This is a genomic window from Paraburkholderia unamae (assembly GCF_003268775.1).
GTDB lineage: Bacteria > Pseudomonadota > Gammaproteobacteria > Burkholderiales > Burkholderiaceae > Paraburkholderia > Paraburkholderia unamae.
The window spans coordinates 1-14,914 of the sequence record NZ_QLSU01000004.1 but is presented as its reverse complement, the minus strand read 5'-3'; the positions used below and the strand labels follow the sequence as shown (position 1 = coordinate 14,914).

At 65.6% G+C, this 14,914-nt stretch carries 14 protein-coding genes; 3 read left to right on the top strand and 11 right to left on the bottom strand.

The annotated features are described in order from the left end of the window. Positions 1-15 precede the first annotated feature (15 nt). Genes hpaD through C7401_RS07460 form a run of 4 tightly spaced genes read right to left on the bottom strand, consistent with a single transcriptional unit; the run spans position 16 to position 3,917 of the window. Entirely contained in the window at positions 16-879 is an 864-nt protein-coding gene (gene hpaD, locus C7401_RS07475) for a 3,4-dihydroxyphenylacetate 2,3-dioxygenase (protein ID WP_112170746.1), read from the bottom strand. After that, positions 879-2,336 (bottom strand): 5-carboxymethyl-2-hydroxymuconate semialdehyde dehydrogenase, encoded by a 1,458-nt coding sequence (gene hpaE, locus C7401_RS07470; RefSeq protein ID WP_112170745.1) that lies wholly within the window; start codon positions 2,334-2,336, stop codon positions 879-881. The genes hpaD and hpaE overlap by 1 nt, the downstream gene beginning before the upstream one ends. 34 nt (positions 2,337-2,370) lie before the next feature. Beyond that, entirely contained in the window at positions 2,371-3,138 is a 768-nt protein-coding gene (locus C7401_RS07465; RefSeq protein WP_112170744.1) for a fumarylacetoacetate hydrolase family protein, read from the bottom strand. Further along, entirely contained in the window at positions 3,135-3,917 is a 783-nt protein-coding gene (locus C7401_RS07460) for a fumarylacetoacetate hydrolase family protein (RefSeq protein WP_112170743.1), read from the bottom strand. The genes C7401_RS07465 and C7401_RS07460 overlap by 4 nt, the downstream gene beginning before the upstream one ends. A gap of 193 nt (positions 3,918-4,110) precedes the next feature. Between C7401_RS07460 and hpaR the strand changes: the two genes are divergently transcribed. Then, a complete protein-coding gene (hpaR, locus tag C7401_RS07455) occupies positions 4,111-4,509 on the top strand; it encodes a homoprotocatechuate degradation operon regulator HpaR (protein ID WP_112171098.1) in 399 nt (132 codons plus the stop codon). Between the two features lie 107 nt (positions 4,510-4,616). On the opposite strand, the gene C7401_RS07450 is transcribed toward hpaR, so the two are convergent. Together C7401_RS07450 and C7401_RS07445 are read right to left on the bottom strand one after the other, a co-directional pair. Continuing rightward, entirely contained in the window at positions 4,617-4,928 is a 312-nt protein-coding gene (locus tag C7401_RS07450; protein WP_112170742.1) for a thioredoxin family protein, read from the bottom strand. Positions 4,929-5,003: 75 nt separating this feature from the next. Beyond that, a complete protein-coding gene (locus C7401_RS07445) occupies positions 5,004-5,807 on the bottom strand; it encodes a class I SAM-dependent methyltransferase (RefSeq protein ID WP_112170741.1) in 804 nt (267 codons plus the stop codon). A gap of 621 nt (positions 5,808-6,428) precedes the next feature. Here C7401_RS07445 and C7401_RS07440 point away from each other — a divergent pair. Next, on the top strand, positions 6,429-6,704 hold the full coding sequence (locus tag C7401_RS07440) for a hypothetical protein (RefSeq protein WP_112170740.1): 276 nt from the start codon (positions 6,429-6,431) through the stop codon (positions 6,702-6,704). A 28-nt stretch (positions 6,705-6,732) separates the two neighbouring features. Here the strand turns inward: C7401_RS07440 and C7401_RS07435 are convergent, their stop codons facing one another. The 5 genes from C7401_RS07435 to C7401_RS07415 form a co-directional block, all read right to left on the bottom strand. After that, on the bottom strand, positions 6,733-8,004 hold the full coding sequence (locus C7401_RS07435; protein ID WP_112170739.1) for a winged helix-turn-helix domain-containing protein: 1,272 nt from the start codon (positions 8,002-8,004) through the stop codon (positions 6,733-6,735). Further along, on the bottom strand, positions 7,997-9,742 hold the full coding sequence (locus C7401_RS07430; RefSeq protein WP_112170738.1) for an FAD-dependent oxidoreductase: 1,746 nt from the start codon (positions 9,740-9,742) through the stop codon (positions 7,997-7,999). The genes C7401_RS07435 and C7401_RS07430 overlap by 8 nt, the downstream gene beginning before the upstream one ends. Positions 9,743-9,788: 46 nt before the next feature. Further along, positions 9,789-10,778: a DedA family protein/thiosulfate sulfurtransferase GlpE gene (locus C7401_RS07425; protein ID WP_112170737.1), complete on the bottom strand. Its 990-nt coding sequence runs from the start codon at positions 10,776-10,778 to the stop codon at positions 9,789-9,791. Positions 10,779-11,110: 332 nt separating this feature from the next. Further along, positions 11,111-11,356, bottom strand: a complete 246-nt coding sequence (locus tag C7401_RS07420) for a hypothetical protein (RefSeq protein ID WP_112170736.1) — start codon at positions 11,354-11,356, stop codon at positions 11,111-11,113. A 464-nt stretch (positions 11,357-11,820) separates the two neighbouring features. Further along, positions 11,821-13,476, bottom strand: coding sequence for a methyl-accepting chemotaxis protein (locus tag C7401_RS07415; RefSeq protein WP_112170735.1), 1,656 nt, complete (start codon positions 13,474-13,476; stop codon positions 11,821-11,823). 1,034 nt (positions 13,477-14,510) lie between these two features. Here C7401_RS07415 and C7401_RS07410 point away from each other — a divergent pair. Then, positions 14,511-14,914, top strand: a 404-nt coding sequence (locus C7401_RS07410; RefSeq protein WP_258396923.1) for a contractile injection system protein, VgrG/Pvc8 family, incomplete at its 3' end; no start/stop codon positions are given.

Genomic DNA, 14,914 nt, shown 5'->3' with positions numbered 1-14,914 from the left:
GCGGTCTCCCGTTCTTCAAGCGGGCAGCGGCGTGACCGGCAGGATCGCGTTGATCTGCCCGGTGCCGGAGCTGCCGAAATACGGCGTGACGATTTCCGCGCGGCCTTCGTAGCGGTCCCAGCCGAGCGCGCCGAGCAGCATGGCCGTGTCGTGCATGCCGCCTTCGCCCCAGCACTTTTCGTTGTACATGGGCAGCATGCCGCAGAAGGTCTTCCAGTCGCCGCGCTCCCACATTGCCACGACGTTGCGGTCGGTCGCTTCGAGGAACGGGTCCCAGACCTTGTGCATGAACGCTTCGGCCGTGCCGTTGTTGGCGAAGTGGTGGCTGAGCGAACCGCTCGCGAGGATCGCCACCGTGCCGTCGTAGTGCTCCTCGATCGCGCGGCGCACGGCCAGCCCGAAGCGCGCGCTCGTGGCGAGGTCGTGCCACATGCACCAGGCGGCCACGGAGACGGTGCGGAAATGCTCGTCGCCGTTCATGTAGCGCATGGGCACGAGCGTGCCGTATTCGAGGTCGAGCGTCGTGTCGCTGTGCGCGCGGCTCTTGATGCCCATTTCGTTCGCGACTTCAGCGATCAGATGCCCGAGCTGCGGATTGCCCGGATAGGCGTACTGCATGTTCTTGATGAAATGCGGCAGCTCGTTGCTGGTGTAGACGCCGTCGAAGCGCGGCGCGCAGTTGATGTGATATTCGCTGTTCACGAGCCAGTGCACGTCGAACACCACGATCGTGTCGACGCCCAGTTCGCGGCAGCGGCGGCCGATCTCGTGATGGCCGTCTATGGCGGCCTGGCGGCAGCCCTTGTGCGGGCCGTCCAGTTCGGAAAGATAGAGCGAAGGCACATGCGTGACCTTCGCTGCCAGCGCGAGTTTGCCCATTACACGCCCCAGTGCGGAATGTGATGCGAACCGAGCGAAACGCACACGTTCTTCGGTTCGAGGAACACTTCGTAGCTCCACGTGCCGCCTTCGCGGCCCACGCCGGAAGCCTTCGTGCCGCCAAACGGCTGGCGCAGGTCGCGCACGTTCTGGCTGTTCACGAAGCACATGCCCGCTTCCACGGCGGCCGCCACGCGCAGCGCGCGGCCGGTGTTCTCGGTCCACACGTAGCTGGAAAGGCCATAGGCGATGTCGTTGGAAAGGCGGATCGCGTCGGCTTCGTCTTCGAAGGGAATCAGGCAGGCGACCGGCCCGAAGATTTCCTCCTGTGCGATGCGCATGCGGTTATCGACATCGACGAACACGGTGGGCTGCACGAAGTTGCCCTTCTTGAGGGCGTCGGGCACGGTGGGGGCGTCGAGCCCGCCGCACGCGAGCGTCGCGCCTTCCTTCGAACCGAGCTCGATGTAGCTGCGCACCTTCGCGAGATGGCCCTGGCTGATCATCGGGCCGACGATGGTTTTCTCGTCGAGCGGATCGCCCACGGTAATGCGCTTCGCGCGTTCGATGAAGCGCTCCGCGAACTTCGCGTAGATCGAGCGTTGCACCAGAATGCGCGAACCGGCTGTGCAGCGCTCGCCGTTGTTCGAGAAGATCATGAACACGGCGGCGTCGAGCGCGCGTTCGAAATCGGCGTCGTCGAAAATCACGAACGGCGACTTGCCGCCCAGTTCCATCGAGAACTTCTTGAGGCCCGCGGCCTGCACGATGCGGTTGCCCGTGGCCGTCGAACCCGTGAACGACACCGCGCGCACGTCGGGATGCGCGACGAGCGGCTCGCCCGCTTCCTGGCCATAGCCGTGCACGACATTGAGCACGCCCGCCGGAATGCCGGCGTCGAGCGCGAGCTGGCCGAGCATGGAGGCCGTGAGCGGCGAAAGCTCGCTCATCTTCAGCACGGCCGTGTTGCCGAACGCGAGGCAGGGCGCGACCTTCCACGTGGCCGTCATGAACGGCACGTTCCACGGCGAAATGAGCGCGCACACGCCAACCGGGTGGAACAACGTGTAATTGAGGTGCGTGGCGGTGGGATAGGTATGGCCGTCCACGGCCGTGCAGACTTCGGCGAAGTAGCTGAAGTTGTCGGCGGCGCGCGGCACGAGCTGCTTGCCCGTTTGCGAAATGGTTTGACCCGTGTCCTTCGTTTCGGTCTGCGCGATTTCCGGCACGTTCTTCGCGATCAGCTCGCCGAGCTTGCGGATGGCCTTGGCGCGCTCGGCCGCGGGTTTGGCGGCCCACGCGGGGAATGCTTCTTTCGCGGCGCGCACCGCGAGATCGACTTCCTCCGCGCCGCCGCGCGCGACTTCCGCGAGCACGTCCTGGTTGGCGGGATTGACGGTCTCGAAGTAATCGCGCCCGGCGTGCGAGCGGCCGTTGATGAGATGTTCGATTCGCATGTCTAACTTGTCCTGTGTTCGATTCGTTGCCGCATCAACGCCCGTAGTCGGCGTCGCTCGCGATGGTGTTGACGAGGCGGCCGAGCCCGTCGATTTCGCACACCACTTCGTCGCCTGCATTCACGTTGACGACGCCTTCGGGCGTGCCGGTCAGAATGACGTCGCCGGGGGCGAGCGTCATGAAGCCGCTCAAATACTCGATGAGTTCGGCGATGCCCGTGACGAAATCGCGCGTATTGCCGTCCTGCTTGAGTTCGCCGTTCACATAGGTGCGCAGGCCGAGCGCGTTGACGTCGGAGATATCGGCGGCGTCGACGAACCACGGACCGAGCACGGTGCCGCCGTCGCGATTCTTCACGCGCAGGTTCGGGCGATAGTAGTTTTCCAGGTAGTCGCGAATCGCGTAGTCGTTCGCGATCGTATAGCCCGCCACGTACTGCATGGCGTCCTCGCGCTTCACATTCTGCGCCGTGCGGCCGATCACGACGGCAAGCTCGCACTCGTAGTGCATGAACGTGACGTCGGCGGGACGGCGCGTCGTGCCGCGATGGCCGATCACGCTGCCCGGCCCCTTGAGGAACACGAGCGGTTCTTCCTGCTTCGAGAACTGCAATTCCTTGGCGTGCTCGGCGTAGTTGAGCCCGAGCGCGAAGATCGTGCCGGGCTCGAACGGCGCGAGCCACACGACCTCGTGCTCGTCGCGCACGCGTCCGTCGGCAAGGCGCACGCGGCTTTGCTCGTGCGTGTAGTCGGGCGTGGCTTCGTGGATTGCGCCTGCGTAGGCAACGCGACCGCGCATCATGCTTGTGCTCCCAGCGCCGCGTTCGCAGCAACGAATTCGATTTCGAGCGGCGCCCAGTCGCCAATGGCGAGCGTTGCGCGCGCGCCGGCCTGCGCCACGGGCGCGCCGTGCGGCACGCCGAGCGTGAGGACGTCGCCGAGGGCGAGCGTCATGAAGTCCGTGACGTCGGCCAGCAATTGCGCGACGCCGCGCAGGTTCGTGGCCGTCGTGGCGCTGAAGGCGGGCTGGCCGGTCACGTTCACACGGATGTCGAGTCGGTCGGGGTCAGCGACATGGCGGCGCGCGACCACGGCCGGGCCGATCACGCAGAAGTTGTCACGGGCGCGAAAGCGCACCGAGGGGCGATAGACGCTGGCGTGCGGCACGCAAAGGTCGGCCACGAGCGTATAGCCCGCGATGTAATCGAATGCTTCATGCACGGCGACGCGTGTGGCGGTGCGGCCGATCACGACGCCGAGCGACGCGCCCACTTGCACACCCAACTGCGCACCCTCGCCACCGGGCACGGCCACGCGCGCACGGTGGCCGGCGTGCGTGTTGCGCGGCTTCAGGTAGAGAATGGGGGCGCGCGGCGGCGCCTTGTAAGGGGGCGCGTTCGCGGCGTCGCCCAGCGCTTCGAGCGCGTGACGGTCGTTGAGCAGCGTGCCGTAGACGGCGCCGCTCACGGGCGGGCGGCCGTGCGCGCCCGTGGCGAGCAGCGCGTGGACGGTGGCTGCGTCCACGTCGCGCGGCAGGGCCTCGCCTTCGACGTGCAGCAGGTGATCGGCAACTGAAAACATGGCTTGTGTCGGCTTCCCGGAAACACTAACATGTTAGCAATAGTGCGCTTGCTATCATCCGTCGTCAATCATCGATGAGATATTTGCGGGTTTCCCCTGGGATCTCCCCAGTGTCCCGATTCTTCGCCTGGCCGAAACCACCATGTCTGAAAACTCGCGTTCGTCCACCCGCGTTGCGCACCGCAACCTGCCCATGTTGCTCCTGCGCGCGCGCGAAAAAATGATGGAGCGCTTTCGCCCGCTCATCACCTCGCACGGGCTCACCGAGCAGCAGTGGCGCGTGATACGCGCGCTCAACGAAAGCGGCCCGCTCGAGCCGCGGCAAATTTCCGATCTGTGCACGATTTCCAGCCCGAGCATGGCGGGCGTGCTCGCCCGCATGGAGGCGCTAGGTCTCGTGACGAAGGAGCGCTTCGCCGACGACCAGCGGCGCGTGCTCGTCTCGCTCACGAAAAAGAGCCATCAGCTCGTGAAGGCGATTTCGAAGGATCTGGAGGCGCGCTACAAGGCGCTGGAAGAGCAGGTGGGGCCTGAGGTGGTCGAGCGCGTGTACCGCGCGGTCGACGATCTGCTCGCGGGCCTGGAGGACTGAACGCCGCGCGCGCGTTGAGGTGAGGATTTACGGGGGCGGTCCGCGCGAGGGCGGGGACCGCGTGTGAGGGGGCGAGCGACGCGAGTGCCTTGGAGCGACGCGAGCGACTACGCGAGCGTGGCGAAAGCCTCGTCGAGCTCGGCGGCGTTCTGCGGACGCACCACGCGCGCGACTTCCACGCCGTTGCGCAGGAAGATGAGCGTGGGCCAGAGCTTCACGCGAAACGAGCGGCCCAGCGCGCGGCCCGGTCCATCTTCCACTTTCAGGCGGCGCACCTGCGGGTTGCGCTCGAAGGCCGCGCCGATCACGGGCTGTGCGCCCTGGCAGTAGCCGCACCAGTCGGTGCCGAACTCGATGACGGCGGGCCCGCCGAGAGAGTCGATTTCCTTGCGCGCGGGCGCGTTCGTGGCATAGCTCATCGTGTGCTTCCTCGTCTGGCTCGTAGTGGCGTGCCCATACGATACCGCATCGCGCGACGCCCTTCAGGCGCGGGCTCAGGCATCCGCGCGCGCGGCGATCGTCGCTGTGGATTCGATGCGCTCGATCAGACAGCCGTCCGCCTCCGCATGGGCGGCCACGAGCGCGTCGATGTCGGCCAGCAGGGCGTCGAGGCGCTCGCCCAGACGCTCGCGCGAGAGGCTCGACATCGAAAGCGGACGCGCCTTCAATTGCGCGGCGCTGACGCGCCGGTATTCGATCACGCTAACGCGCTCCAGCGCGGCGAACGCGGAGCGCGCAAGCACGTCGAGATGGCTTTCCCACTCCGCCGACTTGCGCTGGGCGCGCGCCGGGTCGGTATCGGCGTAACTGTCGAGCAGCTCGCGATACTCGCGTGCCCACGGGCGCAGCGGGTCGTCGAGATGCGAGGTGTTGAAGAGCGCCACGGCGCCGCGCGGCGTGAGCAGCGTGTCGAGGCGCGCGAGCGTGTCGCTGCGATCCATCCAGTGAAACGCCCGGCCGATCACGGCGAGATGGAACGCGCCGAAGGCGGGGCCCAGATCGTACGAACTGCCCTGACGGTATTCGATGTTCGGCGCGATGCCCGCGCCGAGTTGCGCGGCGATGTCGAGCATGGCGGGCTCGGGATCGACGGCAATGGCGTGCGCCACCCAACTGGCGAATGCGAGCGAAAGCTGGCCGGGACCGCAGCCCAGGTCGAGCAGACGCTGCGAGCCGTCGAGCCCGACGTGTTGCGCGACGCGGCGGATCAAGGCGGGTGAGTAGGCGGGGCGGCCGCTCAGGTAATGCTGCGCGGCGTGGTGAAAGCGATCGGGAATGAACGGCGTGACGTGATTCATGGCGCTGGAGAACCCCTGGACGTGACGACCCGCACAGTCTGGAGAGGCGCGCGAGCGGCGTCAAGGCACGGTTCGACGCAAAGGTGAGCGTTTTCGGGAGTGAGTGCGACGGCGTGCGGCTGCGCACCTTTGAGCGACCGGCGCTTGAGCGGGCGCGAGGCCCTCACGCGAGAAAATGCCTTGAAAACAAGGCTAAAACGCTAAAGTGACGGCTGAACAGGTGAGCCGAATTTTATCGGCAGACGCACTCGATGCGCGACGAACCAGGGTGTCGAAGCACAAAGGTGAGCGTTTTCAGGAGGGAGCTGGGCGCACGCGCGGTGAAGGCGTGGAGCAGCAAATGCAGCCATTGGCAAAATGGTGATAAATCAACTTTAGCCCTGATCTCAAGGCGTTTTTTATTGCCAGGCCTGACGAAGCGACAAGCCGCCGCGCCCGTGGCGACGGCATGCGGGCGGCAAAGGTGAGAAGATTCGGGAGTGCGCTTCGTGTGGCTTTTCGCGGCGGGGCGCGCCGGCAGCCGTCCGGCCCTCAATGGACGCACGCACGCGATGGGTATATAACTTAAACCGAGTGCAGGATTTTTTCGACTACTGTTCAGCAAGGGAGATAGGGTTCATCATGACGAGCGACGACACGCAAAAGCAGGACGCTCAAAAGCCTGGCGCCGGCGCGCCGCAACCGGATCTGGAACATCTGAACGCTGCGTTCACCCACGTCGACGAAGGCGTGAAATCCGGCAAGATCGCAGCGGGCGCGGCCAAGGGCCTCGTCTTCAGCCTGGTGGAAACGCTGGGCGCGCTGGTGGGCGACCCCGACCTGCCGCAGCACGCGCGTTCGGGCTACGAAGGGTTGCTCGAAGCGGCACGCGAGTTGCGCGCGAAACTCGAGCACTGAGTCGAGCACGGAGAGCGTCACCGCCATTTCACTCAGCCAGCAGGGCGGCCGCCAGGCCGTCCGGCGCGGCGCGGATACTCAGCTCCGGCGTGCCGTGCCACTGCGCACAACGCTGTAGCGCCCGGCGTAGATCGGCCACCAGACGGCCGCTCACGCGCACGCCGGGCTCCAGATGCAGCGACTTCACCTCGAACACCTGCTGCGCCCTGTGCGCCTTCGCGTCGATGCGTCCGATCAATCGTCCGCGGTTCAAGATCGGCAGTACGAAATAACCGTACTTGCGTTTCGAAGCCGGCAGATAGCATTCGATCGCGTAGTCGAAATCGAACAGCGCCACCGCGCGCTTGCGGTCCCACACCACCGGGTCGAACGGCGAGAGCAGTGTGGTCGCCGTGGAGGCGAGCGTGCCGTTCGCCGCATCGCCGATCAGCGCGGCGAAGTCGCGGTGCACGAACGCATCTTGCTTCCAGCCTTCCACACGCACCGGCAGCAACTCGCCCGCGTCGGCGAGCGCGTGCAGCGCATCCACGTAAGGGCGGCGCGGCAGGCGGTAGTAGTCGGCGGCCCAGTCCGCACGGATCACGCCCAGCGCCCGGCATGTGCGCAAAAGCAGCGTGCGTTCCGCCTGAGCGCGCGGGGGCAGGTCGCGTGCATCGCTCCAGTTCGGCAGCACGCGCTCGGCCACGTCGTACACGCGCTGGAAGTTGCGGCGCTCCGCCACCATCAGCGCGCCGGTTGCGAACAGCACTTCCAGGTGCCGCTTCTCGGGCTTCCAGTCCCACCAGCCATTGCCCTTGTCGCCCTCGGCGCGCGCGAAGTCGGCGGAGCGCACGGCGCCCTCGGTGCGAATGCGTTCGAGCAGCGCGTCGATTTCGTCGCGGTATTGAGTATGCCAGTCGGCCGCGTATTTCCAGCCCATGCCCGAAGGGTCGAGCATGCGATGGCGCAGCAGCCCATAGTCCTCGATCGGCACGAAGCACGCCTCGTGCGACCAGTATTCGAAAAGGCGGCCTTCGGCGAGATGCGCGTCGAGCCAGGCCGGTTCGAACGCGCCGATGCGGCTGAACAGCACGAAATAAGGACTGCGCGCGACCACGTGGATCGTGTCGATCTGCAATTGCGCCATGCGGCGGATCGCGTCGAGCACGTCGTCTTTCGTGGCCTTGCGGCGCGGCGGCGCGAGCAGGCCCTGCGCGGCGAGATGCAGCGTGCGCGCCGCCGTGAGCGGCAGGGTTAGCGAGGAACGGGCGTCGGCAGTCCCGGACGCTGCATCTGCACTATCCGCGCTGCACTCACGCATGGACGCCCGCAACCACCGTCACCGGCCGCGTCGTCGCGAGCCGCTGGTGGATCTGCGCGACCACGGCCGCGCCTTCGCCCACCGCCGCGGCCACGCGCTTGGTCGAGCCCGCGCGCGCGTCGCCGATCGCATAGACGCCTTCCACCGAGGTCGCGAGGCTGCACGACTCGTTGTCGCCGGTCAGCACGAAGCCGTGCGGGTCGAGTTTCACGCCGCATTCGCGCAGCCAGCCCGTGTTCGGGTCGGCGCCCGTGAAGAGGAACAGGTGCCGCGAATCGAAATGGTCGACGCCTTCCGGGCATGGCATCTTCAGACGCACCGAAGCCAGCCCGCTCGCATCCTCGCCCAGGCCGCCGATCTCGCTGTGCCCGTGCACTCTCACGTTCGCAAGCGAGGCAATCCGGTCGATCAGGTAGCGCGACATCGTCGATTCGAAGCCCGCCTTGCGGATCAGCACGTCGATCTGACGCACGTGCGTGGAGAGATAGACGATGGCCTGGCCCGCCGAATTGCCGCCGCCCACGAGCACCACGTTCTCGTGCTTGCAGAGCTTCGCCTCGACCGGCGAGGCCCAGTAGTAGATGCCACGCCCCGTATAGCGATCGATCCCTTCGATGGCGGGCCTGCGGTACACCGCGCCGCTCGCGATCACGACCGTATGCGCGCGCACGTCGCCGCTACAGGTTTCGAGCCGGCGCGGTTCCTCATCGCAGTACAGCTTGCGCACCGATACGGGAATCGCAACGTGCGCCCCGAACTTCTGCGCCTGCACGAACGCGCGGCCCGCGAGCGCCTGGCCCGAGATGCCGGTGGGAAAGCCCAGGTAGTTCTCGATGCGCGAGCTTGCGCCCGCCTGGCCGCCCGGCGCGCGCGAATCGAGCACGATCACCGAAAGGCCTTCGGACGCTGCGTACACCGCTGTTGCGAGGCCAGCAGGACCCGCGCCCACCACGGCGACGTCATAGACGCGCTGGCCGTCCAGCTCGGGCAGGATGCCGAGGCAGGTGGCGAGTTCGGGCGCACTGGGATGACGCAGCACCGACCCGTCGGGGCAGATCACGAGCGGCAGGTCTTCGCAGCGCGCGGCGAAGCGCTCGATCAGCAGGAGCATGCTTTCGTCGCGCTCGTCGAGCACCGAATACGGATGGCCGTTGCGCGAGAGGAAGCCTTGCAGCGAAACGAGTGCGGGATCGTCGTGCTTGCCGACGAGAATCGGGCCGCCCGCGCCTTTTTCGATCAGCGAGACGCGGCGCAGGATCAGCGCACGCACGATGCGCTCGCCGAGTTCGGCTTCGGCGACGATGGCCGCGCGCAGTTGCTCGGGGGGAATCAGGATGGCGTCGACGCTTTCGAGCGCCAGGCCGTCCACGAGCGCGGGGCCGCCCGAAAGCTGACCCACCTCGGCCAGAAAATGGCCGCGCCCATGTTCGACGATGAGCCGCTCGCGGCCCAGCCCGTCGCGCTGGAATACTTTGACCGAACCGGAGAGCAGCACGAACATGCCGGGGCCGGTTTCGCCGGTGCGAAAGAGCAGTTCGCCCGCCGCATAGTGGCGTTGCTCGCCGAAGCGCGCGAGGCGCGCGATCTCGTCGTCGGTGAGCTCGGGGAACATCTGGTGGCGCCGCGAGGAAAGCGTCGAGAACGGCGCTTCGGCGGGTTGCGGCTGCGTGTCGGAGTGGCGGCTCGCGGAAGGAAGTTCCGCGGAATCCGGAACTTCGGCTTCGGTGATCGTGCCCATCTGGCGGTTCTCCTCGTGCGGGCGGCTCGGGAGCGGGCCGCCCGGATCAGACAGCTTTAGGCGTGATGTTGACCGGGACTTCGCTGTGCGCCATCAGCTGGAGCGATTCGAGCGTGCGGCCGGCGTCGCGCCACGCGTCGAGACCGCCGAGTAGCGGCACCACATCGGTAAAGCCGGCCTCGACGAGCTTTTTCGCCATCCAGGCCGCGGAAATTTCATTGGGGCACGAGCAGTAGATCACGAGCTTCTGGTCGTTCGGATACTTGCCGACGATGTCTTCGAGCTTGCGCTCGTCGGCGAATAACGCGCCCGGAATGATGTACGGATCGAGCTTGCGCTTTTCTTCGGAACGGATATCGAACACCACGGGCGGCGGCTTGGCGCCCATCGCATGGTAGAGGTCGTCCACCGTGATGCGAGCATTCGCGAGCTTCTTGATGAGCTGGCGGCGGCGCTGCCAGCGGTAGGTCGCGTAGAGCACCAGCAGCACGGCCACCACGACGAGGGCGAAGCGGCCAAGCCGGCTCGCGCCGCCCATCAGCATGTCGATTTGCGGGGCGAACAGCACGCCGATGAGGAGGCCCGTGCCGGACCACAGCGCCGCGCCGATGCCGTCGAAGCCCACGAACTGGCGGTAGGGCACGCCCATCGCGCCGGCCATCGGCACGGAGACGAGCGAAAGCCCCGGCACGAACTTGGCGACGGCGAGCACGCGCACGCCCCAGCGGCCGAAAAAGCGCTCGGTCTTTTTCACGCAGGTGTCGCGCGAGAGCGAGAGCTTGCAGAGCGTCTTGAGCGTGTTGCCGCCATAGAGACGCCCGGCCAGAAACCACACGCTGTCGCCGATCAGCATGGCGAAGATGGCGAGCACGAGCACCGGCGCGACCTGCTGGCCGATCGAACCGGGATGCATGGCCGCCATCGCGCCGAACAACACGAGCGCGGGCATCGCGGGCACGGGCAGCCCTAGCGATCCGGCAAGCACATTGATGAACACCAGCGCAGGCCCGTATTGCGCGATGAGGTCATGTAGCATCGGCTTACTTCCGTTGCGCTTTTAAGCGGAGAACGGGAAAGATAGGAGGGTAACGTAAAGATTATGGACGCATTTCGAAGGCGTGCAAGCGCGCCCGTACGTGCGTATGAAAACGACGCGCGCGATACACGCCCGCCGGGGTGGGCACATCACGACCGATCGTGCTTGAGCACGCGAGAACGGACTTGCCGCAAGCGGCAAGTCCGTGAAAAAAGCGCCGGAATGGAACGAGGCGGCAGAAAGCGGCATCGATGCGATGCAAGACGGTTATGTAGCCGCGGAAACCGCAGGCGACTCAACCGCACGTGCCTCGCTTCGCCGCCAGTCCGCGCTCAGCGCGTGTGCGATTCCCCCGGCAGTTCCGCGCCTTGAGCGCGAATCGCCGCTATCAGCTCGGCCGGCGTGATCTCGTAACGCACTTCGCGATGAATGCCCGGTTTGCGCTCGTCGACTTCGATCAGCATGAGGCTTTTGCCGTCGGCCGCCGATTCGAGGCGCAGTGAACGCAGTTCGCGTCCGGTCGCGTCGTCATGCTCGGTGAGCAGGGTCATGTTTCCGGAAGACCCGGTCGTGCGCATTGATGTTGTCCTCGTGCGTTGGGTGGTCGAGCCATTGTACGGGGTCGCCCGCGCGGCGTGTCTTTGCAAGTGAGCGCAGACGCACACAGCAGGATCGCCGTGCCGCAACCCTGGGCCAGTGTAACGCGACTCGCCGCCGTGACGGCCCATTTTTGCGCGCCCTGCAACGACCCATGCGAAATGCGTTGCGCGTTGCACCACTGTCATGGTTGTGACGCAAAGCGGCGTCACGCGAAGGTCGGGGAGCAAGGCGCGCGCGCCAAGAAAAAACGGCCCGCCCGGGCAGGCCGGGTGAGCCGTTAAAACGCCGTTGTTACTCGGATCAGCAAGCCGAGGTGCGGGTTGCTGACGGTTTCCATGGTGCAGCCCGGGGGCGGCGCTGTCGAGATGGGACTAACGCCGATCTCTCAGACCAATGCCACGCCGGCGCAGCGCCAACGCGGCACCCAGGCCACTCAAGCTACTCAGGCGGCGATTTCCTCAGCCGTTTCGGCCCGCGCCTTCGACACGGCGGCGTGCCGCGCCGGGTTGCGGGCGGGCTTGGCGCGCGCGCTCGCCTGGGCGCCCGCCACGGTGAACAGGCGCACGGCTTCGTCGAGCACGTCGGCCTGCTCGGCCAGACGCAGCGCCGTGGCGGCCGCCTGCTCGACGAGCGCGGCGTTCTGCTGCGTGGCGCTGTCCAGATGCGCGACGGCCTGGTTGACCTGGCGGATGCCTTCGGCCTGCTCGCCGCTCGCATTGGCGACCTCGGTGATGATCGACGAGACGCGGCTGACCGCTTCGTCGATGGAGCGCATCTGCGCCGTGGTGTTGCCCACGAGCCGCGTGCCCTCGGCGATCTCGTGCACGCTGGCGTCCACGACCTGCTTGATCTCCTTGGCCGAAGCCGCGCAGCGCTGCGCGAGCATGCGCACCTCGCCCGCCACCACGGCGAACGAACGGCCCGCCTCGCCGGCACGCGCGGCCTCGACGGCGGCGTTCAGCGCAAGGATGTTGGTCTGGAACGCGATGCCGTCGATCACGCCCGTGATGTCGCTGATGCGCCGCGACGCGTCGGTGATGCCGGTCATCGTGCGCTCCATCTGCGCCGCGATCGAGCCGCCTTCGGCGGCGGCTGACTGGGCGTCGCGCGCGAGGTCGAGCGCGCGGGCGCTGGCGTCGGCGTTGGCTTGCACGGTGGTCGTGAGCTGATCCATCGTGGCGGCGGTTTCCTCGAGCGACGCCGCCTGCATCTCGGTGCGGCGCGAGAGATCGAGATTGCCGCTGGAGATTTCGTGCGCCGCGTCGAGCATGCCGTCGATCTGCGAGCGCACGTCGAACACGATCGCGGTGAGATTGGCCTGAAGCTGGTTGAGCGCCTGGAGCACGTCGCCGAGATCGTCGTTGGTGGCGATCGCGAGCGTGGCCGTGAGGTCGCCGGCGGCCATGCGCGTGGAGGCCGTGGTCATTTGCGCGAGCGGCTCGCCCAGGTGCCGCGTGGTGAGACGCCAGGCCCCGACCGCGCAGACGCAGGCCGCGCCGAACGCAGCCCAGAACGGCAGCGGCGGCAGACCTTGCCAGGCCGCGAAGCCGGTTGCGGCAAAGACGGCGGGTACCGCGCCGTAGCCGAAGGCGATGCGCGTGGCGATGGGCACGCGCAGCAGCGACTGAAGCGCGCCGATCACGCCCGTGCGGACCACCGCGCCGTGACGCAGACGCACGCCGTGCAGACGGCCTTCGCGCATTTGCGCGTACAGCGCTTCGGCATTGCGGATTTCTTCGCGCGTGGGCTTCACGCGCACGCTCAGATAGCCGACCACGGTGCCCTGCTCGGACACGGGCGTGACGTTCGCGCGTACCCAGTAGTGGTCGCCGGTCTTGCGGCGGTTCTTGACGAGCGCGGTCCAGGGGCGCCCTTCGCGAACGGTGTCCCACAGATCGGCGAACGCCTCGGCCGGCATGTCGGGATGGCGAATGATGTTGTGCGCCTTGCCGATCAGTTCTTCTTTCGTAAAGCCGGACACCGCGATGAACGCGGGATTGCAGTACTGAATGCGGCCCTTGAGGTCGGTGGCCGAGACGAGCATCTGCGAAGCGGGATAGTCGAATTCCTGCTGCGTGACGGGCTGATTGTTGCGCATGAGATTCCTTCGATGGGGCCGCCTGAGACCCAACAACATAGTGACCGTTAACGGCAATTTCCTTACGGACTTTAGGGAATTGGGCAGGCGGGTGCGAAGTGCGGGCAGCGCGAAAATCCGTTGTGCTATCAATGGATTGGGCGGGATGTTGGGGGGCGTATGCACAGAGTTTTCCACTTCATCTGTGGAAAACTTCGCTGCCTTCGAAACGTGCAACTTCTCTGTCGCGCGGTTGATTGATGTTTGCGATCAGGGACTTAGGTTCGCTGTCCAGAAGTTGTGCACAGGGCTGCCAACAAAAACTGTGGAAAAGGTCGGTGCGATGGGGCTGCTATTTGGCCGCTTTCTGATCGGTTTGCCGCGATCGGGGACGGTGTGCGTTAACCGAATCGCATCAAGGACTTGGTGCGGTCTTCCAAGGGTTACGCACAGGGCTGCCAACAAAATCTGTGGACAATGTCGTGGCGCTGCGCGTATGGCTTCCGGTTGTTTGCAGGATTGAGATGCCGTTGGTGTGCTGTCGGGAATATCGTGGGTGAACGCGCTTTCAAACCATCGACGAGACGGAATCCTGAAGTTACCGCTCCTACAGCACTGCGCGCGAGATGCCGTTCGATGCGTAACCGCGTGACACGCTGGAAAGCATCCGCGCGAAATTCGATGAAACAAAACTGCATATCGAGCGCGGTGGCGATCCGCGCAGGCCAGAAAAGGGCTGTCGCAGAGGAGAGGGTAAAGCTCAAACAGGCCACAGGTCGAGCGCGACCTGCTGGTCAGCAGTGAAGCAGATGTTGGCCTCGCATTCATCGAAAGTGCGCAATCTCGCTGAGAGGGCAGCAGGTAACAAGTCACTTGCTGCACGTTCATCAATACGACGTTATTAGTATAACTATGTGATGTTGAAATTGAAATTATGCCGTGCGTCAGGCGGACCGAGCTTTATCCGATGCGCATGCGAATTTCAGATTCATCCCATGTCGATGGAAACCGGCTCGTGGTGCCATTGAGCACATTAATTTGATCCGGGAGATCGCATGATCGAGCTTGATCTACTGCCTGAAAATATCTCGGGGCGCCAGTCTTGCCACCTGGCGGTACCTGGTACTGACAGCGCGGCGCAATTCTCGGTCGTGTCTTTCACGGCCACCGAAAAGATGGGCGAACCCAACATCGTCCAGATTGAGCTAACCCACCCGCAGCAGTTATTGCGCGCCGACTTCCTGAGCCGTGACGCGGTCTTCAGCATCAAGGCCGATGACGGGACCACGCGGCGCTTTTCGGGCTTCATCGAGCGCTTCTCGACGGTTCAAACGACGAAGGATTTTACGAAGTACCAGATTGTGCTCAAGTCGCATTTCGGACGGCTCGAAGCCGTCATGAACACCGGCAACTACCAGCACCAGAGCACGCCGGACATTCTCGCAGCCATCCTGCGCCG

Excerpts from the sequence above, each read along its gene's own strand:
- hpaE (WP_112170745.1), bottom strand. The coding sequence starts at position 2,336 with ATGCGAATCGAACATCTCATCAACGGCCGCTCGCACGCCGGGCGCGAT.
- C7401_RS07460 (WP_112170743.1), bottom strand. The coding sequence starts at position 3,917 with ATGTTTTCAGTTGCCGATCACCTGCTGCACGTCGAAGGCGAGGCCCTG.
- hpaR (WP_112171098.1), top strand. The coding sequence starts at position 4,111 with ATGTTGCTCCTGCGCGCGCGCGAAAAAATGATGGAGCGCTTTCGCCCG.
- hpaD (WP_112170746.1), bottom strand. The coding sequence starts at position 879 with ATGGGCAAACTCGCGCTGGCAGCGAAGGTCACGCATGTGCCTTCGCTC.
- C7401_RS07415 (WP_112170735.1), bottom strand. The coding sequence starts at position 13,476 with ATGCGCAACAATCAGCCCGTCACGCAGCAGGAATTCGACTATCCCGCT.
- C7401_RS07445 (WP_112170741.1), bottom strand. The coding sequence starts at position 5,807 with ATGAATCACGTCACGCCGTTCATTCCCGATCGCTTTCACCACGCCGCG.
- C7401_RS07450 (WP_112170742.1), bottom strand. The coding sequence starts at position 4,928 with ATGAGCTATGCCACGAACGCGCCCGCGCGCAAGGAAATCGACTCTCTC.
- C7401_RS07435 (WP_112170739.1), bottom strand. The coding sequence starts at position 8,004 with ATGCGTGAGTGCAGCGCGGATAGTGCAGATGCAGCGTCCGGGACTGCC.
- C7401_RS07440 (WP_112170740.1), top strand. The coding sequence starts at position 6,429 with ATGACGAGCGACGACACGCAAAAGCAGGACGCTCAAAAGCCTGGCGCC.
- C7401_RS07465 (WP_112170744.1), bottom strand. The coding sequence starts at position 3,138 with ATGATGCGCGGTCGCGTTGCCTACGCAGGCGCAATCCACGAAGCCACG.
- C7401_RS07430 (WP_112170738.1), bottom strand. The coding sequence starts at position 9,742 with ATGGGCACGATCACCGAAGCCGAAGTTCCGGATTCCGCGGAACTTCCT.
- C7401_RS07420 (WP_112170736.1), bottom strand. The coding sequence starts at position 11,356 with ATGCGCACGACCGGGTCTTCCGGAAACATGACCCTGCTCACCGAGCAT.
- C7401_RS07425 (WP_112170737.1), bottom strand. The coding sequence starts at position 10,778 with ATGCTACATGACCTCATCGCGCAATACGGGCCTGCGCTGGTGTTCATC.